This is a genomic window from Mesorhizobium sp. YL-MeA3-2017 (assembly GCF_030814575.1).
GTDB lineage: Bacteria > Pseudomonadota > Alphaproteobacteria > Rhizobiales > Rhizobiaceae > Mesorhizobium > Mesorhizobium terrae.
Genome location: NZ_JAUSVH010000001.1, coordinates 1,775,970 through 1,802,692, shown reverse-complemented (window position 1 = coordinate 1,802,692; position 26,723 = coordinate 1,775,970). Strand labels below are relative to the sequence as shown.

At 63.8% G+C, this 26,723-nt stretch carries 28 protein-coding genes; 2 read left to right on the top strand and 26 right to left on the bottom strand.

Annotation, left to right across the window (positions count from 1 at the left end):
* Positions 1-44: 44 nt before the first annotated feature.
* A complete protein-coding gene (locus tag QFZ88_RS08465; protein ID WP_024925809.1) occupies positions 45-620 on the top strand; it encodes a GNAT family N-acetyltransferase in 576 nt (191 codons plus the stop codon).
* 102 nt (positions 621-722) lie between these two features.
* Here QFZ88_RS08465 and QFZ88_RS08460 read toward each other — a convergent pair whose 3' ends face one another.
* The 7 genes from QFZ88_RS08460 to flhA form a co-directional block, all read right to left on the bottom strand.
* Positions 723-1,007 (bottom strand): SCP2 sterol-binding domain-containing protein, encoded by a 285-nt coding sequence (locus QFZ88_RS08460; protein ID WP_024925808.1) that lies wholly within the window; start codon positions 1,005-1,007, stop codon positions 723-725.
* A gap of 230 nt (positions 1,008-1,237) precedes the next feature.
* Positions 1,238-1,768 carry a hypothetical protein gene (locus tag QFZ88_RS08455; RefSeq protein ID WP_024925807.1) on the bottom strand — a complete coding sequence of 177 codons (531 nt, stop codon included), beginning with the start codon at positions 1,766-1,768 and terminating at the stop codon, positions 1,238-1,240.
* A 12-nt stretch (positions 1,769-1,780) separates the two neighbouring features.
* A complete protein-coding gene (locus QFZ88_RS08450; protein ID WP_024925806.1) occupies positions 1,781-2,191 on the bottom strand; it encodes a hypothetical protein in 411 nt (136 codons plus the stop codon).
* 5 nt (positions 2,192-2,196) lie between these two features.
* Positions 2,197-2,742, bottom strand: a complete 546-nt coding sequence (locus tag QFZ88_RS08445; RefSeq protein WP_024925805.1) for a rod-binding protein — start codon at positions 2,740-2,742, stop codon at positions 2,197-2,199.
* Between the two features lie 88 nt (positions 2,743-2,830).
* Positions 2,831-3,217 carry a hypothetical protein gene (locus QFZ88_RS08440; protein WP_024925804.1) on the bottom strand — a complete coding sequence of 129 codons (387 nt, stop codon included), beginning with the start codon at positions 3,215-3,217 and terminating at the stop codon, positions 2,831-2,833.
* A gap of 4 nt (positions 3,218-3,221) precedes the next feature.
* On the bottom strand, positions 3,222-3,974 hold the full coding sequence (gene fliR, locus QFZ88_RS08435) for a flagellar biosynthetic protein FliR (protein ID WP_024925803.1): 753 nt from the start codon (positions 3,972-3,974) through the stop codon (positions 3,222-3,224).
* Positions 3,975-3,982: 8 nt separating this feature from the next.
* Positions 3,983-6,070: a flagellar biosynthesis protein FlhA gene (gene flhA, locus QFZ88_RS08430; RefSeq protein ID WP_024925802.1), complete on the bottom strand. Its 2,088-nt coding sequence runs from the start codon at positions 6,068-6,070 to the stop codon at positions 3,983-3,985.
* A gap of 286 nt (positions 6,071-6,356) precedes the next feature.
* On the opposite strand from flhA, the gene QFZ88_RS08425 reads away from it, so the two are divergent.
* Positions 6,357-8,138 (top strand): chloride channel protein, encoded by a 1,782-nt coding sequence (locus QFZ88_RS08425; RefSeq protein WP_036254657.1) that lies wholly within the window; start codon positions 6,357-6,359, stop codon positions 8,136-8,138.
* A gap of 24 nt (positions 8,139-8,162) precedes the next feature.
* Here QFZ88_RS08425 and QFZ88_RS08420 read toward each other — a convergent pair whose 3' ends face one another.
* The 19 genes from QFZ88_RS08420 to QFZ88_RS08330 form a co-directional block, all read right to left on the bottom strand.
* On the bottom strand, positions 8,163-9,827 hold the full coding sequence (locus tag QFZ88_RS08420) for an MFS transporter (RefSeq protein ID WP_036254655.1): 1,665 nt from the start codon (positions 9,825-9,827) through the stop codon (positions 8,163-8,165).
* Between the two features lie 147 nt (positions 9,828-9,974).
* Positions 9,975-10,241, bottom strand: coding sequence for a flagellar biosynthesis protein FliQ (gene fliQ, locus QFZ88_RS08415; RefSeq protein ID WP_024925799.1), 267 nt, complete (start codon positions 10,239-10,241; stop codon positions 9,975-9,977).
* A gap of 10 nt (positions 10,242-10,251) precedes the next feature.
* Positions 10,252-10,671 carry a flagellar hook assembly protein FlgD gene (gene flgD, locus QFZ88_RS08410; RefSeq protein WP_024925798.1) on the bottom strand — a complete coding sequence of 140 codons (420 nt, stop codon included), beginning with the start codon at positions 10,669-10,671 and terminating at the stop codon, positions 10,252-10,254.
* Positions 10,672-10,673: 2 nt separating this feature from the next.
* Positions 10,674-11,126: a flagellar biosynthesis repressor FlbT gene (flbT, locus tag QFZ88_RS08405; protein WP_024925797.1), complete on the bottom strand. Its 453-nt coding sequence runs from the start codon at positions 11,124-11,126 to the stop codon at positions 10,674-10,676.
* Positions 11,123-11,470 carry a flagellar biosynthesis regulator FlaF gene (gene flaF / locus QFZ88_RS08400; RefSeq protein ID WP_024925796.1) on the bottom strand — a complete coding sequence of 116 codons (348 nt, stop codon included), beginning with the start codon at positions 11,468-11,470 and terminating at the stop codon, positions 11,123-11,125. Before flaF ends, flbT begins: the two co-directional genes overlap by 4 nt.
* Before the next feature lie 18 nt (positions 11,471-11,488).
* Positions 11,489-12,538, bottom strand: coding sequence for a flagellar hook-associated family protein (locus QFZ88_RS08395; RefSeq protein WP_024925795.1), 1,050 nt, complete (start codon positions 12,536-12,538; stop codon positions 11,489-11,491).
* A gap of 5 nt (positions 12,539-12,543) precedes the next feature.
* Complete coding sequence (gene flgK, locus QFZ88_RS08390; RefSeq protein ID WP_024925794.1) at positions 12,544-14,001, bottom strand: flagellar hook-associated protein FlgK; 1,458 nt, start codon at positions 13,999-14,001, stop codon at positions 12,544-12,546.
* A gap of 67 nt (positions 14,002-14,068) precedes the next feature.
* The gene (locus tag QFZ88_RS08385) at positions 14,069-15,313 is read right to left on the bottom strand and encodes a flagellar hook protein FlgE (RefSeq protein WP_024925793.1); all 1,245 of its coding nucleotides are present in this window, start codon (positions 15,311-15,313) and stop codon (positions 14,069-14,071) included.
* Between the two features lie 88 nt (positions 15,314-15,401).
* Positions 15,402-16,070 carry a response regulator transcription factor gene (locus QFZ88_RS08380; RefSeq protein WP_024925792.1) on the bottom strand — a complete coding sequence of 223 codons (669 nt, stop codon included), beginning with the start codon at positions 16,068-16,070 and terminating at the stop codon, positions 15,402-15,404.
* Positions 16,071-16,291: 221 nt separating this feature from the next.
* Entirely contained in the window at positions 16,292-16,891 is a 600-nt protein-coding gene (locus tag QFZ88_RS08375; protein ID WP_244431134.1) for a transglycosylase SLT domain-containing protein, read from the bottom strand.
* A complete protein-coding gene (locus QFZ88_RS08370; RefSeq protein ID WP_024925790.1) occupies positions 16,815-18,155 on the bottom strand; it encodes a flagellar hook-length control protein FliK in 1,341 nt (446 codons plus the stop codon). The genes QFZ88_RS08375 and QFZ88_RS08370 overlap by 77 nt, the downstream gene beginning before the upstream one ends.
* Positions 18,152-19,573, bottom strand: a complete 1,422-nt coding sequence (locus tag QFZ88_RS08365; RefSeq protein ID WP_024925789.1) for a chemotaxis protein MotC — start codon at positions 19,571-19,573, stop codon at positions 18,152-18,154. The genes QFZ88_RS08370 and QFZ88_RS08365 overlap by 4 nt, the downstream gene beginning before the upstream one ends.
* Complete coding sequence (locus tag QFZ88_RS08360) at positions 19,570-20,820, bottom strand: MotB family protein (protein WP_024925788.1); 1,251 nt, start codon at positions 20,818-20,820, stop codon at positions 19,570-19,572. The genes QFZ88_RS08365 and QFZ88_RS08360 overlap by 4 nt, the downstream gene beginning before the upstream one ends.
* Positions 20,817-21,446, bottom strand: a complete 630-nt coding sequence (locus QFZ88_RS08355; protein ID WP_024925787.1) for a hypothetical protein — start codon at positions 21,444-21,446, stop codon at positions 20,817-20,819. The genes QFZ88_RS08360 and QFZ88_RS08355 overlap by 4 nt, the downstream gene beginning before the upstream one ends.
* Complete coding sequence (gene fliF / locus QFZ88_RS08350) at positions 21,446-23,077, bottom strand: flagellar basal-body MS-ring/collar protein FliF (RefSeq protein ID WP_024925786.1); 1,632 nt, start codon at positions 23,075-23,077, stop codon at positions 21,446-21,448. The genes QFZ88_RS08355 and fliF overlap by 1 nt, the downstream gene beginning before the upstream one ends.
* A gap of 114 nt (positions 23,078-23,191) precedes the next feature.
* The gene (locus QFZ88_RS08345; protein ID WP_024925785.1) at positions 23,192-24,076 is read right to left on the bottom strand and encodes a flagellin; all 885 of its coding nucleotides are present in this window, start codon (positions 24,074-24,076) and stop codon (positions 23,192-23,194) included.
* A gap of 229 nt (positions 24,077-24,305) precedes the next feature.
* On the bottom strand, positions 24,306-25,220 hold the full coding sequence (locus QFZ88_RS08340) for a flagellin (protein WP_024925784.1): 915 nt from the start codon (positions 25,218-25,220) through the stop codon (positions 24,306-24,308).
* Positions 25,221-25,502: 282 nt separating this feature from the next.
* Positions 25,503-26,234: a flagellar type III secretion system pore protein FliP gene (gene fliP / locus QFZ88_RS08335; protein WP_024925783.1), complete on the bottom strand. Its 732-nt coding sequence runs from the start codon at positions 26,232-26,234 to the stop codon at positions 25,503-25,505.
* A complete protein-coding gene (locus QFZ88_RS08330; RefSeq protein WP_024925782.1) occupies positions 26,231-26,722 on the bottom strand; it encodes a flagellar basal body-associated FliL family protein in 492 nt (163 codons plus the stop codon). The genes fliP and QFZ88_RS08330 overlap by 4 nt, the downstream gene beginning before the upstream one ends.
* Position 26,723 lies beyond the last annotated feature (1 nt).

The window sequence follows — 26,723 nt, the reverse complement described above, 5'->3', positions numbered from 1 at the left end:
TGGGTTCGCTTGTGGAACACCTCCGCTCGTGAAGGATCGCGGAAATGGACATCGCCAAAATTCTCCCGGCAGCGCTGCCTGCCTTCATCATCACCGCCGAGAACGGCGCCGACGCTGCCGCGCGCGAAGCGCTGCTCGACCGCGCCATGGGCGCGGGCCGTAAGCGCAAGTCGTCGGAAAAGCTGCGGCGCGGACGCCGCCCGTCCGAAGGCTTGGCTTTCGTTGCCCGCAACGAGACCGGTGCCATCGTCGGCACCGTGCGGCTCTGGGATGTGCGGCTGGGCGAGGGTGGTGCGCCAGCCCTGCTGCTCGGTCCGCTTGCGGTCGATCCGATGGTGAAGAGCGCCGGCATCGGCTCGGCGCTGATGCGGCAGGCGATCACTGAAGCCGGCAGGCTCGGCCATCGCGCCGTGCTCTTGGTCGGCGATGCACCCTATTACGGGCGTTTCGGCTTCTCGGCTGAAAAGACCGGTCGCCTGGCGATGCCCGGCCCTTATGAGCGCGACCGCTTCCTGGCGTTGGAGTTGGCGGAGGGCGCGCTGGACGGCGCGCACGGTACGCTGAAGGCCGCTGGGCGCAAGGCCGGCGAGCGGGCGGGAATGCGGATCGTGGCGGCCTGAAGGCGGCAGGTAGCTTTCAGCTCAATCTGCCGCCGTTATCATTGATTTCTGGCCGATACGCCAGGACAAGGCCGTGGTAGTATCTCGGCGATGGTCTTCGGGTCAGCCGACGAGCTGGCTCAGCGCCATGGCGACCGTCATGTCGCCCTCGACCTTCAACTTGCCGGTCATGAAGGCCATGGTCGGGTTGAGGTCGCCGGCAAGCAGCGATTCCAGATTGTCGAGCGAGAGCTTGATGGTGCAGTCAGTCGGGGCGTCGGTGGTCGAAACGGTCGCGCCGTCGATGACGATGACGCCGTCGGCGCCGGTATCGAACTTCACCGACTTGTCGAAGCCGGCGCTGGCAACTTTGGACTTGAGCTGATCTGCGATTTCCTGAACGCCCATGACTGTCTCCCTTGTTAACGGCGCATTTGCGCCAGTTGTGCAGTCCGGACCGTTCCGAACCCGTGCGGACCGGTGGCGAGCGCCTGCGCGCCCGAGCTTGTCGGCCGTCGAGCACGCATATAGCCTTTGATTGACGTTTACGTCAACGTGATTTCGGTGACAAATGCGGCGTGCCGATGGGGCTCACCGCACCAGCGATTTTGCCGCCAGAATGGACTGATCCGTGGAGCTCAGTGCGCGGATGTCGGCGGCGGAACCTTGTTCATCGCCGGTTCCGTCGGTTCTGCGCCGCTGCGCCGCTTGATGGCGTTGTCGCGCACTTCGTCCTTGCTGAGATAGTTGACCTGATTGACCAGGACCTCGTGGATCAGGTCAATGCCGACGCGGGCGTTGACGGTGTCGCGGATCGAATTGCGGAACTTGTCCAGATCGATCGTCGCCTGCTTGGAGAAGTCGATCTGCGGGTTGGCGTAGAGATAGGAATAGACCTGGTCGGTGATCAGCGCTGCGGCCGGTACTGACAGCTTGGCCATCTCTTTCGGCTCGACCGTGTAGACGAGCTTGGTCAGGAAATAACCCTCGACGGTCGAGTTGCGGATCAGCGGCACCGAGATGATCTCGGTCGAGACATAGTCCAGTCCGCCGAGCAAGGGTTTCGGTGGCGGATCGTCGCCACGCGCGCCGGCCGCCTGGAAGGCGTAGAAGACCGCGCCGACGGTGGCGGCGACGATCCATAGCGCTGCGATGACGAACTTGATCATGGGACGGGGCCGTTACGAACGCGCCCAGCCGAATTCGCCGGCGGAATAGGTGCCGTCGGTCTCGGCATACTGGATGGCGCTCTTCATCAGGTTCGCCACCTCGCTGACGGCGCTGAGGTGAGCGAGAAGGGCCGCCTCGTTGCGTTCCAGCTTGCCGCGCAGGCGCAGCAGGCCTTCCTGATGCTCGGAGGCGAGCTCCTCGGGGGTGACGGTCTTCATGACGCGGTTGAGCTCGTAGAGGCAGCGGCTCTTGCGCGCATTCGAGGCCTTCAGATCGAAATTCACGTCGGTGCGGATCGCCGCCGTTTCGGTCTCGACCGCTTCCTCGATGCGATTGATGATGGCGTTGAGGCTGCCGATCCTGGACACGTTGAGGTCGGAATGCGCAACCAGGCCAGAAGTGTGTTCCGAGTGATCCATCATCGTTCCTAAACCTTGGACTTTGTTTCAACGGGCGTCGCATCACCGCTCATCGTGCGGACCATGCGGCGCTGCATTTCCTGCACGAGCGAATCCGACAACCGGTTCTGCTCGTCGATCGCTGCTTTTTCCGGCCCGCCGGAGACGGTTCCGACCGGCAAGGTCTTTTCGCCATCGCGATAGTGGTCGGTCAGCATCGAGCGGGCGATGCCGATGCCGCCGCGCTCGGCCATGACGTTGGCGAGGTGTTCGGCCAGCTGCGATTTCCACATGTCGCCGGCCAGGCCCTTGCCGTAGACGTTCTGGCTATCCTTGGGCAGCATGTTCTGGATGAAGGTCTGCAGCACCATCGCTTCGAAGCGCTTGAAGTCCTTGCTGCGGTCGGTGCCGGCCGGTGGATCCGCGGGGCGCGAGGCCATGTCGCCGCCAAGCGAGAAGGCGACGTTGGCACCGCCGGCGCGCTTGGTCAGCGCGGCGCGCGCGGCCTCGACGTCCATCGGCTCCGCGGCGCGGGCCACGTCCAGTACGATGTCGCTGGGAGGGGAGATCGCCAAAGCTGTACCTTCTTCCGATTTCGGGTTGAGTGATGATGGCTGAACAAGCTTGCCGCAGGCTTACGAGGCAAAAGCGCCCCCGGCGTTGTCATCCGTCGCTGCCGCGCTTCATCTCGATCAGATCGAGCCGCTCGCGATCAGAGCGCTGGCGTTCATCCTGGCGCCGTGCGTCGCGATAGGCGCGCTCGACCATGTTGGTGCGGGCGGTGGCCGTGGCGAGGCTTCCGGCCTCGAGGCGTGCACCTTCGAGATTTTGGTCGCGCCGCGCCAGCGCCCCAGCGATGCGCTGCTGGTAGATTTCGGGAAACAGCGTCGATAGCGAATCCGGCGCGTCGAAACGCTGGGCGAGTTCCGCCGCTTCCTGTTCGGCGGTCTGCGCCTGCGCCAGGAAGCCGGCGCGGCGCATTTCGTGCAGAGCTCGCAACTGTTCCTGCACCTGCACCAGCTTCTTCAGGCGGTCCTTGCGCGTTGTCATCGCCTCACCTTGCCAGCGTCGTTTCGATGAAGCCGTCGCCGAACAGCGACAGCAGCGTCGGCACGGCGAAGTAGAACAGGATCAGGCCGCCGGCGATTACGAAGGGCAGCGAGATGAAGTAGATGGGGATCTGCGGCGTCAGCTTGTTGACGAAGCCGATCGCCAGATTGACCAGGATGGCGTAGGCGACGAAGGGGCTGCCCAGCCGCAGCACCAGCAGGAAGGCCTCGGAAAGCGTGTCGGTGACATCGACCAGCGAAGCCTGGCCGCTGAAGAAGACGTTGACCGGCGCTACCTTGTAGGACGCAACCAGCGCGCGGATCACCTCATGGTGGAAGTTGAGCGCGAACAGGAGCATCAGCGCCGCGAACGAGATCAACGCGGCAAGTGCCGCCTGCGGTTCGGGCTCCTCGATGGCCGGACCGCCGACGCCGCCATAGCCGATCAGCATGGCGATCGCTGCACCGATGAAACGCAGCGCCTCCATGTAGAGCCGGGTCAGGGTGCCGATCAGCGCGCCGACCAGAAGCTCGGAAAAGATCATCGGCACGAAGATGGCCGGCCGCATATCGACATGGGGATAGATGTTGTCCCACAGGAAGGCGAGCAGGCCGACAGTGACGGCCACCGCCGCGAACAGGCGGATCTGCATCGGCAGCCGGATGGAGGAAAGGCCCGGCATCAGCATCAGGCAGGCGCCGACACGGCAGAAGGCGAGGAACGCCGCCAGGATAAAACTTTGCGAGAGGGTGGTCAGTCCCATCGTCACGAAATGGTCCCGAGCACCCTGATCTCGACACCCTTGGCGATCTCGACATGGCTGAGCACCGGCAGCGTGGTGAACAGGCGCTCGATGATCATGCGGACATAGGGGCGAGCGTCGGGCGCGGTGACCAGCACGAAGCGCTCGCCGGCCTCCATGTGCTGGCGGATCGCCTTGGTGGCTTCCTGGCCGAATTCCTCGAGCTGGCGCGGGTCGATGTCGAACTCGCGCACCTCGCCCTTGGCGTCGCGCTTGAGGCTCTGGTGGAAGGCGAGGTCCCAACGGTTGCCGAGGCGCAGCACCTTGAGTACGCCGCCCTCGGTCAGGTCGCCGCAGATCTGCTGCGCCATGCGGATGCGCACATGCTCGACGATCTGCTCGGTGCGCCGCACATGCGGCGCGATCTCGGCGATCGCCTCGATGATGAGATGCAGATTGCGGATCGACACGCGCTCGGCGAGCAGCAGCTTCAGCACCGCCTGCAGGCCGGGATAGGAGATGTGCGAGGTGCAGATCTCGTCGGCGAGCTTGCGGTATTCGGGGTCCTGGCGATCAAGCAGCGCCTTCATGTCCTTGTAGGAGAGGAGCTGCGGCAGGTTGTTGCGGATCACCTCGGACAGGTGAGTGAGTAGCACCGACATGTTGTCGGCGAACGTATATTGCTCGCGCTTCAGGTCCTCGGCGAAAGCTTCCATCACCGAATAGGCGCGCATGCCGAAGGCTGGCTCGCGCACTTCCTCGCCGGGGATTTCCGGCAGGTCGCGGGTACCCAACAGCACCATCAGTTCGCCGACGCGCATCTGGTGCTCGGCCACCACCGTGCCGTGGATCTTGATCTGGTAGCTTTTCGGCGGGATGCCGAAGTCGTCGCTGAGCTTCACCTCCGGCACCACGAAGCCATATTGCGCGGCGAACTTCTTGCGCATCTTGCCCATGCGGAACGCCAGTTCCTGGTGCGAGGTGAGCAGCTTGGTCGAAAGCTGCTTGCCGATCAGCAGTTCGATCTCGGCGGTGGCCAGCGAGGCCTTCACCGAATTCTTCTCTTCCTCGACCTTGGCGGCGGCCTCCTTGCCGAGCGCTTCCTCCTGCTCGGCCACGCGGCGGTTGTGGCGCAGCGGAATGATGTAGCCCATGGCGGCCATGCCGGCGCCCAGCGTAACGAAGGGAAACATCGGCAGGCCCGGCATCAGCGCCAGCAGGCCGAGCAAAGCGGCCGCCACATAAAGCGCGCGCGGATAGGCGCCGAGCTGGCCGAACACCGCCTGGTCGGCCGAGCCGCGCGTGCCACCCTTGGAAACCAGCAGGCCGGCGGCCAGCGAAACGATCAGCGCCGGGATCTGGGTGACGAGGCCGTCGCCGACCGAAAGCTTGATGAAGACGTCGGCCGCCTCGCCGAGACCCATGCCATGGCGCAGATAGCCGATGGCGATACCGCCGACGATGTTGATGGCGGTGATGATGAGGCCGGCGATGGCGTCGCCGCGCACGAATTTGGAAGCGCCGTCCATCGAGCCGAAGAAGGAAGACTCTTCCTCCAGTTCACGGCGGCGCAGTTGCGCGGTCTTGTCGTCGATCATGCCGGCGGAAAGATCAGCGTCGATCGACATCTGCTTGCCGGGAATGGCGTCGAGGGTGAAACGGGCGCCGACTTCGGCGATACGCGTCGCGCCCTTCGTGATGACGATGAAGTTCACCACGATGAGGATCAGGAACACGATCAGGCCGATGACGAAGTCGCTCGACATGACCAGCTTCGAAAAGCCGCTGATGACATAGCCGGCGGCGTGGGTCCCTTCATTGCCGTGCGACAGGATCATGCGGGTCGTGGCGATGTTCAGCGACAGGCGCAGCATCGTGGCGATCAGCAGCACCGTTGGGAAGGACGAGAAATCGAGTGGGCGCTGGATCCACAGCGCCACCATCAGGATCAGCACCGACAGCGCGATCGAAAAGGCGAGGCCGACGTCGATGAGGAAAGCCGGGATCGGCAGGAACAGCACCGCCAGGATGACGACGATACCCAGCGCGAAGAAGATATCGCGGCTGCTGCGCGGCACGGCGCCCGCCGAAATGCTCTCGCTGATGGCCATATCTACCTCACGTCCAATGCCTGCCAGGCCCGGAACGGCAATCCGGGCCATGCACCGTAACCGGCCAAGCTTGCGCGAGGGGTGAGACGCGGTCGGTTGAGCGGCAAAAGCCGTTGCCTGGTTTTCGGGCTTCCAGGACCTGGAGCTCGCCGGCGGCCGATGAACCGCGGCGCTCGGTTCCACCAGTCCGACAAACTGTGTCGGCATTCGCCGTTGTCATGCCATAAAGTCAGGCGTATCAGGCGGTTGGGGCTTGGTGCCTCATGAGACATTCGCGAGCCGTCCGTTGTCTTCGACCCATTCGCTGCCCGTCCACGCCCGTCGCCTGCGCGCCCTTCTGGTCCGTTCCGTTCCCGTGCTGGAAGCGCGCGGCATCATCGTCGTCTTTATCGCGGCCGTTGTCGGCGCTTTTTCGGGGGCTGCGGTGACGGCGATGAGCGCGCTGGTGCAGGGCATGCACTGGCTGCTGTTCGACGTGCCGGCAGGCGGACGCCTGTCTGCGATGTTTTCGCTGGGCAACCCGTTGCAGGCGATGACCCCGGCGATCGGCGGGTTGTTGCTCGGCCTTTCCATCATCTGGCTGCGCAAGCGCAAGTTCCGCACGCCGGTCGACCCGATCGAGGCCAACGCGCTTTATGGTGGGCGCATGTCGCTGACCGACACTTTCATCATTGCCGGCCAGACCATTCTGTCGTCCGGCTTCGGCGCCTCGGTTGGCCTAGAGGCAGGTTATACGCAAGTCGGCGGCGGCTTCGGCTCGCGGCTGGCGCGGTTCTTCCGCATGCGGCGCAACGATGTGCGCATTCTCGTCGGCGCCGGCGCCGCCGGCGCCATCGCGGCCGCCTTCGACGCACCGCTGACCGGCGCCTTCTATGGGTTCGAACTGATCATCGGCATCTACTCCATCGCCAATGTCGCGCCGGTGATGACGGCGGCCATCTGCGCCACGCTGGTGACGAACTGGCTGGGCGGCGCGCCGTTCCCGCTGGAACTTGGCGCCGTGCCGACATTGACTGCCAGCCAGTATCTGCCGTTCCTCGCGCTTGGCCTGATCGCCGGCGGTATCGCAATCGCCATCATGTATATGGTGGCGACTGTCGAGCGTGGCCTGACCCGGCTTTCGATCGATGCGTCGCTCAGGCCGTTCCTCGGCGGCTGCGCGGTCGGGCTGCTCGGCCTCATTACCCCGCAGGTCCTGTCCAGCGGCCATGGCGCGCTGCACCGCGAATTCGCGATGAATTACGGGCTCACCGTCATCGCTTCCGTTTTCCTGCTCAAGATCGCCGCCTCGGTTATCTCGCTGGGTTCCGGTTTCCGCGGCGGTCTGTTTTTCGCTTCGCTGCTGCTCGGCGCGCTGCTCGGCAAGATTTTCGCGGCGCTGATGTTGCTGATCGCACCCGCGTCCGGCATCGATCCCGCCATTGCCGCCGTGGTCGGCATGACGTCGATGGCGGTTGGCATCATCGGCGGGCCGCTGACCATGACCTTCCTGGCGCTGGAATCGACAGGTGACCTGACGCTGACCGGCGTGGTGTTGGCCGCCGCGATCATGACCTCGATCCTGGTACGCGAGACATTTGGCTATTCCTTCTCGACCTGGCGTTTCCACCTGCGCGGCGAGACGATCCGTTCGGCGCAGGATGTCGGCTGGATGCGCAGCCTCACCGTCGGCGTGATGATGCGCAAGGAAACTCGCACCATCAGTGCGGCCACCACCATCGCGGAATTCCGCGAGAAGGTGCCGCTTGGCTCGGCGCAGCGCGTCATCGTCGTTGATGGCGATGGCCGCTATGTCGGCATGGTCATCGTCTCGGACGCCTATGGCGACGTGCCCGACAGCGCAAGTACGGTGCTGACGCTGGCGCGCTCCGCCAATTCGGTGCTGGTGCCGTCGATGAACGTTCAGTCGGCGGCCGAGACCTTCCAGCGCGCCGGCGCCGAAGAGCTTGCGGTTGTCGACGACTTCGAAAGCCGGATGGTCGTCGGTCTGCTCACCGAGGGCCATATGCTGCGCCGCTATACGGAAGAGCTCGACAAGGCGCGGCGCGATCTTTCGGGAGAAAGCTGAGCGGCGTTACCCTGGCGCGGCGCTCTAGTGCTCCTCGTGCGGCTTCGGCGTGCCGTAATAGCCGTTCGGGTTGGTCGGGCGCTCGATCATGCGCCGCACTCTGGGTCGCTCGGTGCCGGAATGCAGGGCGCGGATGCGTTCGGTGATTTCGGCGTCGGCATGGGTCGCGCGCTTGTTGTGGCGGATGTAATCCAGCCAGGTCGGCGTGTGGTAGCTTTCCATCCACACTTCCGGATGTTCGAGGTCGCGCGCCAGCACCCAGTTGCGGGCGCCGTCGCGGCGGCGGACGCGACCGCGCTCGGTCATCACCTTGAGGAACTCCGGAACGTCTTCCTCCTTGATGACGTATTCGATCATCACGGCGATCGGCCCCGAACGCGGCCTGAGGTCCAGCGCCAGCATCGGCTCGCGCCAGCGGTCGAGCGGGTCGAGATTGGGCGCGATGTGCTGCGGCAGCGGCAGGAAGAAGCCGATGGCGGCACCGACAAGCATCGTGGCCGCCGCCGCCAGAAGGGCGACGCTCGGGCCATGGGTGTCGGCGGTCACGCCCCAGATCCAGCTGCCCAGCGCGATGCCGCCGAAGGTCGCCATCTGATAGATGGACAGCACCCGCCCAACCACCCAGCGCGGCGTCGACATCTGCACGGTGACGTTGAAGTGCGAGAGCGCGGTGACCCAGCAGGCGCCACCCACCAAGAGACCGAGCGCCACCTGCCAGGCGGCGGGGCTGATGGCGGCGACGGTTGCGCAGAGCGCGAAGCCGAGAAAGGCCGAGCGCACCATGGTTTCGCTGGACAGCATTTGTCTCAGCCGCGCGCTGGTCAGCGCGCCGATGACCGCGCCGATGCCGAATGCGCCGAGCATGATGCCATAGGTCAGCGCCCCGCCCTTGACGAGGTCGCGCGTCACCAGAGGCAGAAGGGCCAGCACCGCGCCGGCGCTGAAGCCGAACATGAAGCCGCGTACCAGAACCTTGCCGATATGTGGCGACATGGCGACATAGCGCAGTCCGGCACCCATCGCGGCGCCGAGAGATTCGCGCGGCAGGCCGGAAACCGGCAGGTTCGGTTTCCAGCGCGCCATCACGACGATCAGGCCGACATAGCTGACGGCATTCGCGGCGAAAGCGGCGGCGGCGCCGGCCGTCGCCACGATGATGCCGCCGAGCGCCGGACCGACGCTGCGGGTGAGGTTGAAGCCCATCGAGTTGAGCGCCACTGCCGCCGGCACCTTGTTGCGCGGAACCATGTCGCCGACGGATGCCTGCCAGGACGGGCTGTTCAATGCCGTGCCGCAGTCGATCAGGAAGGTGAAGGCCAGAAGCAGCCAGGGGGTGAGCAGGTTGAGGTGGGTGAACACCATCAAAAGCAGCGACACCACCAGCATGAAGCTCTGCGCGATCAGCATCACCTTGCGGCGGTTGTAGCTGTCGGCGATGGCACCGGCGACGAGCGCGAACAGCATGATCGGTAGCGTCGTGGATGCCTGCACCAGCGCCACCTGATAGGGCGAGGTGGCGATCTGCGTCATCATCCAGGCGGCGCCAACGCCTTGGATCAACCCGCCCAGATTAGAAACCAGGCTGGCGCTCCAGACCGCGCGGAAGATGCCGTGCTGAAAGGGTGCGAGCGCTGAAATGCGCTGGCTACTCGGCTCGTCCTCGATCGCCGGACCGCTGTCGTGAGGCATGTCTCGTCTCGTGAATCGCCGCTCTTAATGGCTGCGTTTGCCGACGAAATTAGACGAGACTGCGGAAAAGGCGAACGCCTTTTCGAAATTGGACTGGTCCAGGCGGCGGATAGAATCCCGCCACAGCGGCCCAGATTTTGACCCAGGTCAGAAGCCGTGCTGGATTCGCTCGAAGACGACGTTGGTGAAGGCCGAGATCTGGCCACCGACAAAGGGGCCGGTCAACGCCACGACCAGCATGATGGCGACGATCTTGGGCACGAAGGTCAGCGTGATTTCCTGGATCTGCGTCAGCGCCTGGATGAGCGCGATGCCGATGCCCACCACCATAGCTACCAGCACGACGGGCGCCGAGGCGGTAAGCACCGTCCAGACCGCGAACTGGACGATATCGAGTGCGTCGGCCTCGTTCACAGGCGAAACCTCAGGTGGTCGGCGCGGGCTTGATGGAAACGCCCGGCAGCACCGGCACTTCCTTGCCGTTGGCCAGGATCGCGATCAGGCCATCGCTGGCCAACTTCACTTCCTTGACCACGCCGGTGTCCTTGCCGTCGGCCGAGGTCAGCTGGCGGCCGATGAGTGAATCGGCCTGCGACAGAGCCGAGGATTGCAGGATGTATTCAAGCCGCTTGTTCATCTGCACTGACTGCTCGACCTGCGAGAAGGTGGCAAGCTGGGCCACATACTGGGTCGAATCCATCGGCTTGGTCGGATCCTGGTTCTTCATCTGGGCGACGAGAAGCTTGAGGAACGACTGGTAGTCGACCGAGGTCTTCGACTTCTGCTCCGAGGGCTGGGTGTTGTTCGAGTAGGTGGTGTTGTTGGTGTTCATGTCGACGGCCATGATCAGCGTGCTCCCACTGCCATAGGACGCTTTGTGTCCTGGGTTTCGTTGTCGTCGTTCTGGAGTGCCAGCCGTTCGAGCGGATAGAGTGAACGGATCGCCTTCAGCGCTTCGTAGACATGGTCTTCGCCGACCATGCGGTCGACATCCTTCAAGGTCGAGCGGATGCGCTCATTGTCGAAGGAGGCGAGCAAAAGCGGCAGCGAATGCCGGAACATTTCGCGCGCTTCATTGGCGCCCTGCGGATTGATCAGCATGATCTGCGCGACGAAATAGAGCTGCCTGAGTGGTGTCGAGGCTTCTTCCGCCTGCAAAACGTGGCTCTCCAGCAGGAACTGGACATCGTTCAGGAGTTCCAGCGTGACCTTGCGGTCGACGCGGATCACGGCGCCGTTCAGATAGATGCGCTCGCCCGGCTTCAGGGAGAGTTTCAGCGTGCTCTTGGCCGGGGTCATTGAATGCCGTCCCGAATGATCTGGGAGACTTCGATCAGGCCGTCGAAATTGTCGGAGCGGCCCTGGCGGATGTCTTCGGTCTCGCGCAGCAGCCACATGCCGATGGAGATGAGATTGGCGCGCAGTTCCTTCGGCAGGGCGTTGTCGCTGGAGGAAAGGTCTTCGAGCAACGTGGTCCAGACGCGGTTGGTGAAATGCAGCGCGTCCACCGCCTGCATCGAATCGCGGCCGGCATTGGCAGCGGTGATGAGCAGGTCGATCGACCGCGTCAGCAATTGCCGCTCGCGTTCCTTGGCGTCCGCCATGGAGTCAGTCTGAACATCGGCATAGGAGAATTGGTACATCACTTGTCCGATCGGCGGTTACTTCAGGAAGTTGATCAGGCTGAGCTGCGAAATACGGGCGGTCAAGGCGTACGAGTTCTGGATGTGCGACATCAGATCGTTGACGCGACTGGCGGCCTCGTACTGATCGACGCCTTCCAGGTCGACTACATGTTTTTCAAACAGACCAATCTGTGCCTTCATGCGGTCGCTGGCGTCGCTCACCCGCTGTTCGATGATGCCTGCCTGCGACTGGGTCTGGGCGTTGGCGCCGATAGCCTCGCCGGTAATCGTCATGACGCGCTGGGCCACCGCCTTCTTGGCTTCGGCACCGAGATTGCCGGAGAAAAGCTCGTTGACGATGGTCGCGGCCATGGCGAGTTTCTTGACACCATCGGTGTTGGCGCTGATCGAGGATTCGGTCGTCTCATTCAGTGAGATGCGGCTGACGATCTGCTGATCGGTGGCGTTCGACCAATTGGCCTTCCAGCCTGCCCCAAGGAACTGGGGCGCCACATCGTTGGTGATGAAGTCGTTGATTTGGGTGGCGGTGATGCTGGCCGCGGCCGGATCGGTCGCGGGGAAACCGAAGCGCGCCACAAAGGCGGCATCGAAGGCAGCCTTCGCCGGCGAGCCCGCCGCCCCATAGTCGTTGATCGGCTTCACATCGGTGTTGGTGCCGGCAAACAGATATTCGCCGTTGATGCTCGAATTGAGGATCGACGTCATCGATTGCAGCGCCGCCTTGCCGGCGTCGCGGGTGACGTTGGAGCCCGGGTCGCCGCTCGCGGCGGTGGTGACGGCCGTCAGCAGACGCTGCGCCGCATCGCCCATCTTGCCGAGGGCGTCCTGCGTGGTCGACAGACGGGACGAAATCAGTTTGTTGGAATCGACGATGCTGTTCAGCCGCTCGAGATCGCGGGCGAAGGTGACCGACTGCGACGTGCGGGCACCGAGCGCCAGGCCGAGATCGGCCACGCGCAGCGTATCCATTTCCTTCTGGCGCTTCACGAGTTCCGCTTGCATGCGCGACTGCGAATAGCGCATCGCGTTGGACATGGCTGACGATGAAACGGACGTGGTTTTCATGATTTTTATCTCACGGCGCTCAGGAGGGTATCCAGCATCTGGTTGACGGTGGTCAGGATTTTCGCCGACGCTTGGTAGGTGTGTTCCAGATCCAGCATCAGCGACATCTCGGTATCGACATTGACGCCGGTGGCGTTGGAAAGGGCTTCGCCGGTGCGTTGCGCCAGCGCTTCCTTTGTGTCGGCCAGGGTCGATGCCTGCTGGCGCACGCCCTCGAACCAGCCGATCGAACTGGCTGCGTAGGAGACGAGGCTGGAGTTTGCCGTGATGCCGGCTGCCGGATCGAAGGCCATCGGCTGGGTCAGCTTCTCGCCATAGGCGATCAGCCGGTCGGCATAGGAAGCGCCGCTGCCCGCGGCGTTCGGATTGGTGCGATAAACCGCCCCGTTGATGCCGCCGTCGCGGAGAAGGACGGGATTGCCGCCAGCTGACGGGTCGACCGCCGGGTTGATTTTGATCGTGCCGGCTATCCCGTCGACCAGCGTACCCGCGGGCGGCACGGCCGGTCCGCCGGACCAGGTGAACAGGCCGGCGAGCGTCGGCTGCCCGGTTGCGCTCTCACTGAAGGCCGTGACCAGGCCGCGCGCGATTTCGTCGAGCTGGCTCTGCATGGTGACGGTGACGTTGTCGCGCAATTGCAGCATGCCGGCGAGCTTGCCTGGCGCATCGGTCACGCCTGTCGTCTTCAGCGGCACATTGTCGATATAGATTTGGCCGCCCACCGCGCCGGGCGCATAGCCGGCCGAGGGCGTGAAGGTCACCGAACGCGGGATGGTCTCGAACAGCGTGGTGCCGTCGCCCGTGGTGATGACCATGTCATTGTCGCCACGGGTGTAGGTGGAGATCGGAACATATTCCGAGATCTTTTTCAGGATCGCGTCGCGGTTATCGAGCGCATCGGAAACATCTCCGCCGGAGCGCGTTCCCGAGACGACCGCCTTGTTGGCGACCTCGAACTGCTTGAGCAGGTCGTTGATGTCGTTGACTGCGGTCGTGATCTCGCCGTCGGTCTGGGTGCGGAAATCCTGGATCGCCTTGGTGCCATCGTTCAGCGAACGGACGACCTGGCGCGCGGCCTCGACCACGCTGGAACCAAGGTTCTGGTTCGATGGCGTGGTGGCGTAAAGCTGCAAGGCTTTCTGCAGGTTGCCGATCGCGGTGGACGCGGACGACGCGTTGTCGACGCCGTTCACCTGCAGTTCCAGCTTGTCCATGCCCTTGGCCAGGGCGCCCTGGCCACTCCACGCGGAAAGGGCGCTCAGGTTCTGGCGAAACAGCAGGTCGTTGGCTTCGCGGCGGATCTTGACGACGCTGACGCCGGGATCCGTGTAGACCAGCATTGCGGAACGGCGCGAGTAGTCGGGATTGGAGCCGTCCGAGACGTTGCGCGAGACGATGCTTGTCTGCCGCGACGTTGCCTTGAGCGAGGACTGGGCGATGTTGAGTGCGGATGACAACGACATGCGGATCTTTCAGGCAGTGATGCGGCCGGGGAGCGGTCGACCATCGACCGCTCCCCAATGCCGCGCCTCATCTCTTCAGGTTCACGAGGATGTCCATCAGCTCGGAGCCGGTCTGGAACACCTTCGAATTGGCGGTGTAGCTGCGCTGCGAGGAGATCATGTTGGTGAGCTCCTCGGCGATGTCGACGTTGGAATTCTCGAGATTGCCCGACATGATGTCGCCGAGCTTGCCGTCACCGGCGAAGCCGATGCGCACGTCGCCCGAGTCCGGGCTCTGGGTGAAGACGTTGCCGGACTGCTGGACCAGCCGGTCTGGGCTCGGCACCGTCGCTAGCGGGATTTTGTAGAGCGGCTTGGTCGAACCATCCGCGTACTGGGCGTAAATGGTGCCGTCCTTGCCGATCGACACCTTTTCGATGCTGCTCGGGCCGTTGCCGTTCACCTGCGCGGTGGCGGTATAGCCGGTTCCCAGCTGGCTGAGGCCCTTGAGATCGAGTTTCAGCGGATTGCCGCCGGGAACGGTGAAGGTGATGCTGTCGGTGCCGCCGGTGAGCTTGCCGTTGGCGTCGAAGGTGATGTTGGCCGTCTGCAACGCGCCGCCTGTATAGGGGAACGGTCCGCCAGCTGTTGCCTTCGACTGATCGAAGACCGAGACTTCCCAGGCGCCGGCGCCTGTCTTGGTGAAATAGACGTCGACCATCACCTTGTTGCCGAGCTTGTCGTAGACGACCATCGACGATTTGTTGGTGTATTGGGCGCCCGCGGCGTTGCCGGACGGCGGTGTAGCCACCACTGTGGCGCCAGAAGGCAGGTTGCCGCTGAAGGTGCCGGTGGTGGACGGCGTCGCGGTCATGTCGCCACTGGTGATCTGGACCGGCACCAGACCCTGGAAGCCGTTCACCGTCGGTGCCGGGGTGCCGTTCGCGTAGCTGTAAGCCATCAGCTGGAAGCCGGCGGCGTTGACCAGCCTGCCCTGCGCGTCCGGCACGAAGGAACCGGCGCGGGTGAGGAACGGGGTGCCGCCGGAATCCTGGACGACGAAGAAACCGTCACCGCGAATGGCGAGGTCGGACACCGAGGAGGTGCCTCTCAGATCGCCGCGGTCGGTGACAGCGGTGCGGATCGTCGAGTTGACGCCGCCGGAATTATAGGCGCCGCCGGTGTTCGACATGACCAGGCTGGAGAACTCGACGGAAGAGCGCTTGTAGCCGGTGGTGTCGGAGTTGGCGATGTTGTCGGCGACCGCGGACAGGCGGTTGGCCTGCGCGTTCATACCGGAAACGCCGGTCCGCATCATTCCATAGAGGCTCATCGCAACGTCTCCGTTCTGCGCATGGGGTCGCCGTTCACGCTAGCGGCTTTGTCTTGTGCGAGGCTGGCGCGGGCTGCGGTCGGCTGCATCAGGCGATAAGCCGGTAGCCGAGGAAGCGCTTGGAATCGATCGGGTCGTGACCGAGCCGTTCGCGCAGCTTCTTGCGCAGCTTCGAGATGTGGCTTTCCACGACGTTCTCTTCGACCTCTTCGTCGAAGATGCCGTAGATGGCGTTGAAGACCTGGGTCTTGGTGACCCTGCGGCCCCGATTGCTGGCCAGATATTCGAGGATGCGGCGTTCGCGCCGTGGCAGCGGCATCGGCTGGCCTTCGATTTCGGGATCGCGGCCATCCATGAAGATGCGCATCGATCCGATCTCGGTATAGGTGGAATCTTCGTTGGCGCGCCGGCGGATCGCCGAAATGCGTGCCAGAATCTCGCGGATGTGGACCGGCTTGCGTACGACGTCGTCGACGCCGGATTCGAACAGCCGCAATGTGTTTTCGAGAGAGTTGTGCTCGCTGAGCGCGATGACCGGGGCGCCGGTACGGTCGCGGATCTGGCGCGGCGACACCGCGCCTTCGCGGCAGTCGCCGATGAGGAAAGCCCGGACCGATTTCAGATCGTCCGCTGGCGCGCTCGACACCCAAGCATCGAACTCGCTTGGCGCGAAACCCGCGCTAGCCACACCTTCCCGATCGAACAGCGAATTGTAACCCTCGGTCACAAGTTCTCGTTCGTCAACGATCACGATCATCGCCCACCCCCGAATCAGTTCATCTGCCCCGTTGGCGAAAGGCGTAGTCCGGGTGCCGAATCCTGACTAACCGTCATTTTTTGTGGCTGGTTTCTTGGGAGTCGGGAATCGTCGTGGTTGTACCGTGTACAATTTCGCTACCGTGGAGAGTCGGGAACGTCGAAAAATCGCGGCTCCGGCAGGGCGTGCCAGACGTCCGAGATACTCTCTGAGCATACAACCTAAAGGTTGCAGAAGCTGCGCGCGTTGGCCGTCCATTTGCCGAAGCCGACGGCCACCATATTGGCGATGACGCGGCACACGTAGCGTTTCTGCGCCGGGTCGTTGTCTGGCCCCGCATGGTAGCGCGCCACCGCCATCGACCAGGTCTCGTGACGGGCATGCAGCTGCGTCAGGAAGCGCGCCGCATAGTCGACATTGCGGCGTGGGTCGAGCATGTCATCGACGCTGCGGAACTGGTCGCCATGGTAGCGGTGATTGATCTGCATGCAGCCGAGATCGATCAGCGTCTTGCCTTCGCGGCGCGCGTTTTGAAAAGTGATGAGCGCCTCCGAACGACTGCGCGGAAACACGGCTTTTCCTTCTATATTCAGAGCATTAGGTTGGAGGCTGCCCTTGTTCCCGGTCTCGGTGAGGCCGACAGCATAGAGGATGCCGGCCGGAATTTTATACCGGTCGGCGGCGCGCAGGATTTCGGCTTCGCATGGGTTTGCAGCTGCCGAAGCGGCCGTGGCGGCAAGCGGGCTAGATAAACAAGCCGCTACCAGAATTTTGGCGAGAAGACTGCGCCTGGCGCTGATCCTGATGCCTTTCATCGCCATGGTTCCTTCCCGATTGCTGTCCACCCATGCCGTCGCCATTGCCGCCGGAGCCTCCCGGCTGGAACGAGGACTGGTCGCGGCCAGCGCTCGCGCCGTTCGCCGTCGCATCCACGCGCGCGGCAGGCGTCGCTGCTATCGAGGGTTGTAGAATGGTGACCTTGTCGATATCGAATCCGAGCGCCTTCAGCGACTTCACGATGGTCTCGCTGTCCGACGACAATCGGCGATGCGCCTCATGCGTTTCAGGCCTCAGTTCAATCGACAGTTGCTCGCCGGCAAGGCGAAGGTTGGCGGTGACCGCGCCGAGCTCGGCCGGATGCAATTCTATCTTCAAGACGTGTGCCGGAACTGCAACAGAAGCACCGTTCTGATTGGCTGCGGCGGGTGTCGGCGAGGCCAGTTCGGACTTGCCACTGGCGGCAATCGCATCAATGACGTCGCGCGCGGTCTGGCTGACGGCCTGCGAGGCGGGCGCCGGGAAGTTCTGCTCGCTGACCACCGATGCGCGCGCGGCGCCGGACTGTTTCAGGACGGCGCTTGAGCTGCGATGGCCGTCGTTTTCGACCGACAAGGGATCGACCTGCGCTGGTTGGCTGCCGCCGGTTCCGGCGGCTTCGAGTGTCGCGTCGACGGGGTCCGCATTGCCTTCGGCGGGCAGGTTCGTCAGCGAGTCGGTTTTACCCGCCATCGCTGCGGATGATGCGCCATCCGCGCTGCGCATCGCTTGCGTGGATTTGTCGATCTGGAGTTTTGGCGCCTGCTCACCGTCTTCTTCGACGGTTCCGTCCGCCTTTTGCTGGCGCGCGACATTCGTTCGCATCAACTTACTGATGCTGTCCGGATCGACATTTCCCGCCGAGGCGTTGGGGTCGGTCGCCTGGTCCTTGCCATCAGCCTGCGCGCGGTTCAGCCCGTGCAAGGCCATCATCAGCGGCAGCCGATCACGCAAACCGGCGGTGCGGTCGTCGGCGTCCGTGGTTTCATCATCGGTGGCCTGCTTGCGCTTGCCCTTGCCGTCGGGGCCGGCGACCGCCTCGTCGTTCGCGAGTAGTCCTGCCGCATCGGGCTGTTCGCCGGCTTTGCCAACGGCGAAATCGGCGCGCGTCTTTTCCCCATGCACCATCCGTTCCTTGCCTGGCGTCTTTTCGTGAGCAAGCAATTCGCCGAAGGCGGGGCTGTCTTCGCCGGTCCTGGCGTCGGACTGCTGGGTGGTGGACCGCTGCAGCGCGGTGCCTACGAAAGTCTGGCCAACGCTTGCGGTCATTGAGGGGAGGCTCCGAGCAAAAGGTCGATCTTGTTCAACTTGCGCCTGGTATCGGCGATCGCTGAATCGGTGGTGTCGGGTGCTGCTGAGGCACTCGCGGAGGCCGGCAGAACGGCTGCTGGCAACTGTGCCGCCGCACCTTGATTTGCTGGCGCGGCACCGGGCTTTGGCTGGGCTGCGGCGGCAGTCGCTGGCCGTTCGGAGACTGCGCCTTCTACCGGCGGCAGGTCCGAGCCGTCCTCCGCTACGGCTTGCGGCGCGGACGTTTTCGCGGCTTGTTGAGTCTCTGCCTTTGCCTTGCCTTTGGCCACGCTCTTGGCCGGAGGGTCGGACTTGTCGGTTTTCGGCTCAGGCTGCGGCTGGTTGAACACCGCCGTAGCCGGCGGCGCGACGACCTCCTGGGTGATCTGTTGCGCGGCGTCGAGCAACTCGCGGTCGCTCGGCGACAGCTTGGTGCGGTCGATCGTCTTCAGCTTGGCGCGGATGTCGTCGACGGTGGCCGAGGTGATGTTGGAAAGACTTGCATAGAGTTCGGCCCGCGGGTCGCCGGTTCCCACTGCGCTGGTACCGTCGGGGATGGCCTTGGCCGCGGCGAAGGCGGACAATTCGTTCAAGCCGTCTATTGCCGCGCGGCGGGCGATGCGCAGATAGATGACCCGTTCGCGTTCGCGGTCCATCATCGAGGTGATGTCGGCGAGTTTGTCTTGGCTCAGCGCCATGTGCAGCGTGACCACGCCGGAAACGAAGCTGTCGGCGAACTGACTGGCATAGGGCGAGAGCAGGTAGCGTTCGACATATTGGGTCGAGGCCAGCGCAAAGCGGGCGGCGTCTCCGGTCGTGGTGGCAATCGCCACCGAACGCCGCAGTGCTGCTTCCTCCACCAGCGTGCCGGGGCTGAGCAGGCGGGCCTGATCCAGAAGTGTCAACGCCTGGACCGGGTCTTCGGAAGCCAGCAGCGAGCCCTTCACCAGCGCGACGAAGGCACCGACATCCGGCGGCAGCATCATCGGATCGACTGGTTTCAGCGCTTCGATCGCCGGAGCCGGGCGGCCGCCGAGATAATCGAGAACGCCTTCGACGATCGCCTGGTTCGTCTGGTCGAGCTGAATGCGCCCGACCGCGGCCTTGACCGTTGCCGGGTTGCCGCCGCTCATGCCGTAGACGAGCAGGGCGCGCAGGTTCTTTAGTTCCTTGAAATCATCTGAGCTGGCGGCGCGAAAACGGGCATCGACCATTTCGAGCAGCTTGTTCTGCATCGGCAGCGCGGCGTGGTCGCCGGATGCGAGCCTGTCCTGCACGAGTTGCAGCGACCGCACCATCTGGTAGGGCTGCAGCGGGTCCTGGGCGAAGGCTGCGCTGGCCGTCCCCAGCATCAGCAAGGCGAGGCCGGCAGCGCCGATGCGCGCGGCGCGGATCATCCCCCCGCCTCCAGCAGGATCTCGATGCGGCGGTTGACGGCGGCCAGCGGGTCGGCCTTGTTCTTCGGTTCGCGATCGGCGAAGCCGGAAACTTCCTTGACACGGCCCTCGTCAAGGCCGCCGCGCACCAGCATGTAATAGGCCGAATGCGCGCGCGCGGTGGACAGGCGCCAGTTGTCGTAGTCGCCCCGGAACGGGCGCGCGTCGGTGTAACCCTGAATGGCGATCCGGCCTTTCTGTTCCATGACGATGTGGCCGATCTTTTCCATGGCGAGCACCAGTTCGCGCCGGGGAACCGCCGAGCCGATCTCGAACATGCCGAAATTGAAGCTGTCGGTGACGGAGATGACGACACCCTTGTCGGTCGCTTCGACGCTGACGCCGTCGGCTACCGCATCGCCGGGCTTGAAGGCCTGGGCTATCTGTTTCTTGACGTCTTCGGCCGCCTTGACGGTCGCGTCCGTGGGCTTCTTGTCCTGCTTTTCGGCTTGCTCGATTTCTTCGGCAGCCGCCTTCTTGGCCATCGCAGGGTCTTTCGCCGCTGTGCCGTCCTTGGCCGTCTGCTGGGCTTGTGCAGCCGTCTCGCCGGGCTTGGTCGCTTCGTTGTCGGTCTTCGGGTTTTCGGCGCTGGCTTCCGGCAACGGCGTCGACACCTGCTGCGACCAGAAATCGGGCGCGAATGGGTCGCGGTAGGATTCGCCGCCAGAGGCGCCGGTCGCGGGCCCGGCGGTCTGGACGCCACCTTCGCCCTTGGCGCTTATGTTCTGGCGGGTGCCGGTTTCGGCGGCGATCTCGGCCAGCACGGCGTAGGGGTCGGCGAACAACTTCTGGTCGGAATTCTTGGCTTCTTCCGCCTTGTTGGGCTTCTCGTTGCTGCCGGTCTGCTTGTCCTGCGCCGTGCCGGGATTGCCCTTGCCGTTGTGGCCCTGCTTGGTCTTTCCTTCGACGGGATCGTTGGAGGTGTAGCCGGGCTCGTCCGGACCGTCGCCGACATCTTCGAGACCCTTGCGGCTGGAACTGCGGTCGACCAGCGGCACCGGGTTGAAATAGGAGGCGACGGCGGCGCGCGTCTCTTCGTTGGCGGCGTTGATCAGCCACATCACCAGGAAGAAACACATCATCGCGGTCATGAAGTCGGCGAAGGCGATCTTCCAGACGCCGCCGTGATGGCCTTCGTCGTGATCGTGATGATTGCGCCGGACAATGATGATTTCCTGGCGCGGCTCGGCGCCGTCTGCCGTACTCATGCGAGAACCTCCGACAGGGCGGCCGACCATTCCGACATGCGCGTCTCGACGACGGTGTCGTTCACGGTCATGGTGAGGTCGAGGCTGGCAGCCTCGGCGAAGTCGAGATTGGCGGCGCGCGTGCCGAGCGCGGCCTTCAGCGGCTCGTAGAGCGACAGTGGTCCGCGAACGCTGATGCGGACCGCTTCGGCATCGGCGAGCGTGTCGCGGATGACGCGTTCCAGCGCCGCCAGCGAGCGCTTCTGCAATTCGTCGCTCAACAGCCCGCTGACGATGCGGGCGACGGCATCGCCCATCAGATCGTAGAGCCTGTGTTCCAGCTTTTCCGCGCGGTCCGCGATCGCGGTGCCGAGGTCAGTGCCCAGCGTCTCGACCATCGCCCTGGCTTCGTCGGCCAGTGCCTGGCGTTCGGCCGCCAGCGCCTCGGTATGCGCCGCCGTCAGCGTAGCTTCCAGCGCGTCTTCCGCCTTGGCGACGGCCATGGCGACAAGTTTGTCGATGTCGACCGGGGCAGGCATATCGAGCGGCGGATGCGGGTGCGGATCGACATGAGTAACCGTGACGCCACTATGGATCTGTGGCGTGCCGAAGTCCGGCAACAGATCGGAAAGCGAAGCCTGACGCATCAGCCGGCGGCTTCCTGGGCCGTCCATTTGCGCAGGATGTTGGCGGTGCGCTCTTCATTGATGTCGACCATGCGCGCCAGCCGATCCTGCGGCGCCGGCCGCAATTTCTTGCGCAGGTCGTCGAGCGGCGTTGGGCGGTTGTCAGCCAGCGAGCCGACCGGCGCCTCCGTCGCGGTGGCATCCGGAGTGGGCAGCGAACGCTGGACGTCGTCGAAGCTCGGACCGGCGAGCGCCGCCGGCTTGTTCGACAGGGCCGCAGCCATCGGGCGTAGGCCGAAGAAGGCGACCAGGAAGACGACGACGATGAAGGCGGCCGCATTGATCAGGCTGCCGGTGTAGCGCGAGACGGCGTCGAGGATGCCGGGGGAGGCCAGTTGCTGGCCGTCCAGCCCGTCGATGAACTCGACCGCCGAGACATCGATGATGTCGCCGCGCTTTTCGTCGAGGCCGGTCGCGGACGCCACCATCTTCTTGATGTCGGCGACGCGCTGGGCGATCTGCTCCGGCTTGGCGTCCTTGCCGAGCACCGACATCAGGCGCTGCTGATTGACGACGACGGCGATCGACATCTTGGTGACCGAATAGCCGTTGGACACCGTGGCGATCTTCTTGGAATTGATCTCGTAATTGGTGATCTCTTCCTTGCGGTCGTTCTGCGAGCTCGACTGCGGACCATCGGTGGCGGCGGCTTGCGTTTCCGGCAGGTTCTGCTCGACGGTGGTCGGCGTCGCCGCCTGGCGCTGATTGCTGTTCTCGTTCGCCTTGACGGTCTGGACCGAGCGTTCGACACGCGATTCCGGATCGAAGATGGTCTCCTCGGTCTGCCGCGTATCGGTGTTGACGTCGGCCTTCACGCTGGCGCGGAAATTGTCAGGGCCGAGATAGGGCGTCAGCGCGCGGCGGATATTGTCCTCGATCTGGCTTTCGACGGTGCGCTCGACGCCGAGCGAGCGGGCGGCGCTGGTGTTGGAGGGGTCGTCGCCAGCGGCGAGCAGATTGCCGGCCGAATCAAGCACGGTCACCTTTTCCGCCGACAGGCCGGGCACGGCGGCTGCAACCAGATGGCGGATCGACATGGCGGCCTTGCCGCCGTCGACGCCGGCGTAGCGGATCACCACCGAAGCCGAGGGCTGCTGCTCCTCGCGGCGGAAATTGGCGCGTTCGGACATGACGATGTGGACACGCGCGGCCTTCACACCCGCCAGCGACTGGATGGTGCGGGCGATTTCGCCTTCCAGGGCGCGCACGCGGGTCACCTGCTGCATGAAGGAGGTGAGGCCGAGCGAACCGACCTTGTCGAACAATTCGTAGCCGGCATTGGCGCTGGTGGGCAGGCCCTTTTCGGCCAGGAGCATGCGGGCTTTTGCCGTGGTGCCGACCGGAACCAGCACGCTGGCGCCATCGGAACCGACATCGAAATTCATGCCGGCCTCGGCAAGCACCATGCCTATCTGGTTCACGTCGGAGCGTTCGAGGCCGACATAGAGCGTCTCATAGGAGGGGCGGTTGAGATAGACCGAGGCGATGCCGATGACGGCCAGCGTCAACAACGCGATGCCGGCCATGATGGCCAGCCGCTTGGTGCCGAAATCCTGGAGATTGATGACGATGCTTCTGAGTTGTTCCGGCACGGATCGATAGTCCCATGGTTGCCCGTCGAAACACTAGACGCTGAAGCTTGTGCGAAAATGGTATCGGGCCGCGCTGGTGGCGCGGCCCGATTGGAAAGAAGCAAATGAAATGGATCAGTTCTTGAACAGCGACAGGATGTTCTGGGCGCTGGAATTGGCGATCGACAGTGCTTGGACACCGAGCTGCTGCTGAACCTGGAGCGCCTGGAGCTTGGTCGATTCCCGGTTCATGTCGGCATCGACGAGCTGACCGACGCCGCGGTCCACCGAATCGCTGAGGTTGGACAGGAAGCTCTTCTGGGTGTCGATGCGCGACTTGGCAGCACCCAGCGTCGCCGCGCCATCCGCCAGTTTAGCGAGGGCCGTTTCGACGGTGCCCAATGCAGTCGTGAGGGCTGCGTCGGTGAGCTGCGCCGCGCTGGGATCGAAGAAGCCTGGCTGGAGCAAGCCGCCGACAAAACCGCCTGTACCGCCGGTATCCAGCACTTGCGTGTCGGCTGCGGCGACGTTGATGGTGTCGATGTTGACGGTCGTTCCGGTGCGGTTGTAAGCGGCAACGATCTTCAGGTCTGAAGCGGCCAGGCCGTCGGTCTGCAGCATGTTGGTGCCGGCATAAGACGCATTGGTGACCGAGGACTTGATGCCGGACTGGATCGCCTTGATTTCGGTCGCGATCTGCTTCTGGATGTCCTGGCCCTTGCCCATGGCAGCCAGCAGCTTGGTCTTGATCTTGTCGACCTGATCCTTGACGTCGATGATCGCGGCGTAAGCGGTGTCGACCTTGCCGGCCCCGAGGCCGAGTGCGTCCTGCACGGCCGAGTTGGCCTTGTTGTCGGAACGCATGGTGGTGGCGATCGACCAATAGGCGGCGTTGTCGCTGGCGGTGGAGACGCGGAGGCCGGTGGAGATGCGGGACTGCGTCTGTTCAAGTGCCTTCTGAGTGGCGCTCAGGCTCTGCAGCGCAGTCAACGCCTGGGCATTGGTCATGATACTCGCCAAGATAACTCCCCTTCTCAAATGGCGCGCCGTCGCCGCGCTATGCCTTGCCTCGGTTGTCGCCGGTCGAATGAGCGGGCGGAACAAACGTGGTTAACCACAACTAACCAGTCATGGTTAATAGGCCATTAAGATGAAGCTAATGTAGGGGGTGGCGAAAGCCAAAAAAGAGAATGGGCCGCGCTTGCGCGCGGCCCATTCATAGGATCGTTGTTGCCTGAGAAGGTTCGGCTTAGCCGCGGAACAGCGACAGGATCTGCTGCGACGAGCCGTTGGCGATCGACAGAGCCTGGACACCGAGCTGCTGCTGGACCTGGAGGGCCTGCAGACGGGTCGATTCCTTGTTCATGTCAGCGTCAACGAGCTGGCCGACGCCCTTGTCGATGGAGTCCGACAGGTTGGACAGGAAGTTCTTCTGCGTGTCGATGCGCGACTTGGCGGCACCGAGCGAGGCAGCGCCGGTGGTCAGACCGGCAAGTGCGGTTTCAACCTTGACCAGAGCAGCGTCGACATTGGCGTCGGTGACAGCGGTCGCGCCGCTGGTGTCGAACAGGCCGGTCGCGCCGGTGGCGACGATGTCCTTCAGAAGACCAGCAGTGAAGTCCGGAGCGCCGCCGGCGGCCTTGCCGAAGATCTGGATGTCGGAGGCCTTCACGTTGACGGTGTCGATCGTGACGGCGGTACCGACGCGGTTGTAGGAAGCGACGACGTTCAGGTCGGAAGTCGCGGCACCGTCGCTGACGAGCAGGTTGGCACCAGCGTAGTTGGCGTTGGTCGCCGACGACTTGATCTGGTTCTGGATGCCGGTGATTTCGGTCGCGATCTTCTTCTGGTCTTCAAGGCTGGCGCCACGGGCGTTAACCAGCTTGGCCTTGATCTTGTCGACCTGGTCCTTGATGTCGTTGATGGCGGTGTAGGCGGTGTCCACCTTGCCGGCGCCGAGGCCGAGCGCGTCCTGAACGGCCGAGTTGGCCTTGTTGTCGGAACGCATCGAGGTCGCGATCGACCAGTAGGCGGCGTTGTCGGAAGCGGTGGCAACGCGCAGACCCGTCGAAATGCGGCCCTGGGTGGTTTCGAGCGACTTCTGGGTAGCGCTCAGGCTCTGCAGAGCGGTAAGAGCGGCGGTATTCGTGTTGATGCTGGACATGGGAAAAAAGCCCCTAAAACACAGTACAGGGACATACCGGATCGGCCGGTATGGCGGAGAGGCATCATGCCAATGAGTGCTTCAGGGAAGGTCACCCGCCATAGGGGGCACTATCGCGGCGACTTGCTAGCAAAGTTCTAAGGAACATGGTTAACCAGCATTAACCCGCTGATTATTTTAGCAATTGGGTGTGCACGCGGCGACGTTGCAACCACAGCGCGCCACGCTGGCAAATGAACCGAATAAACGTTCGAGCAAAGGGGGAACGAGCCGCTCTGCGGGCTAGTTGAACGATCGCACCAGGCTGCCGACAAGCAGGTTCCAGCCGTCGATCAGCACGAAGAACATGATCTTGAAAGGCAGTGACACCACCGTCGGTGGCAGCATCATCATGCCCATCGCCATGGTGATGGTGGCCACGATCAGGTCGATGACCAGGAAGGGCAGCACGATCAGGAAGCCGATCTCGAAACCGCGGCGGATCTCTGAGATCATGAAGGCGGGCACCAGGATGCGCAGGTCGACCGTTTCCTTGGCCACCGTCTGGCCGCGTTCGCGGGCGAGGTCGGCGAACAGGTCGAAATCCTTGTCGCGCACATTGCTCAGCATGAAGGTACGGAACGGATCGGAAATGCGCTCCAGCGCCACCGTCTGGCTGATCTGGTTGTCCATCAAGGGCTTCACGCCGTTCGCCCAGGCGCGGTCGAAGGTCGGCGCCATGACATAGAAGGTCATGAACAGGGACAGCGAGATCAGGATCAGGTTGGCCGGCGTCGATTGCAGGCCGATGCCGGCGCGCAGGATCGAAAAGGCAATAATGAAGCGGGTGAAGCTCGTCACCATGATCAGCAGGCCCGGTGCCACCGAAAGCACGGTGAGCAGCCCGAACATCTGGATGATCGTGGCCACGGTAGTGCCACTGGCCTGGCCGATGCCGCCGAGGTCGATCTGCTGGGCGCTCGCTGCCGTTACCGTGGCCGCGAAGACGCCGGCGAAAAGGAGGATTTTTTTCATTCGAACAGCAGCGCCCTGACCAACACTTCCTTGACCTTGCCGCCGCTGCGGATCGCGGCGCGCTCCTGCAGGTCGGCCCGCAGATGCTGATAGCCGCTGGCGCCTTCGACCTGATGCATCTTGACGGTGCGCAGGAAGGCAAGCAGGTCCTGATGGATATTTTCCGCCATTCCCGGCGGCGGCGTACCGTCGAAGACCAGCGAGACCTGCAGCCGCGCCCAGACATCCGTCGGCGCGGCCAGGTTGGTGGTCAGCGAGGCGAGCTCGACCAGAACCGGTCCGGTGGTCTCGCCTTCTTTCTTGGTTTCCTTGGTCGGCAGCTTCTGGTGGCTTTCCTTGACCGGCGGTGCCGGCTTCTCGGAATTCTTCAGATAAGTGCCCGCGAACCAGCCGACGCCGAGTGCCGCCCCGGTCATGGCAAAGAGCATCCCCATCTGCACGATGAGGGAGGGGCCCTTCGGTGCTGCGATCTGCTCGGTGTTTGCCACG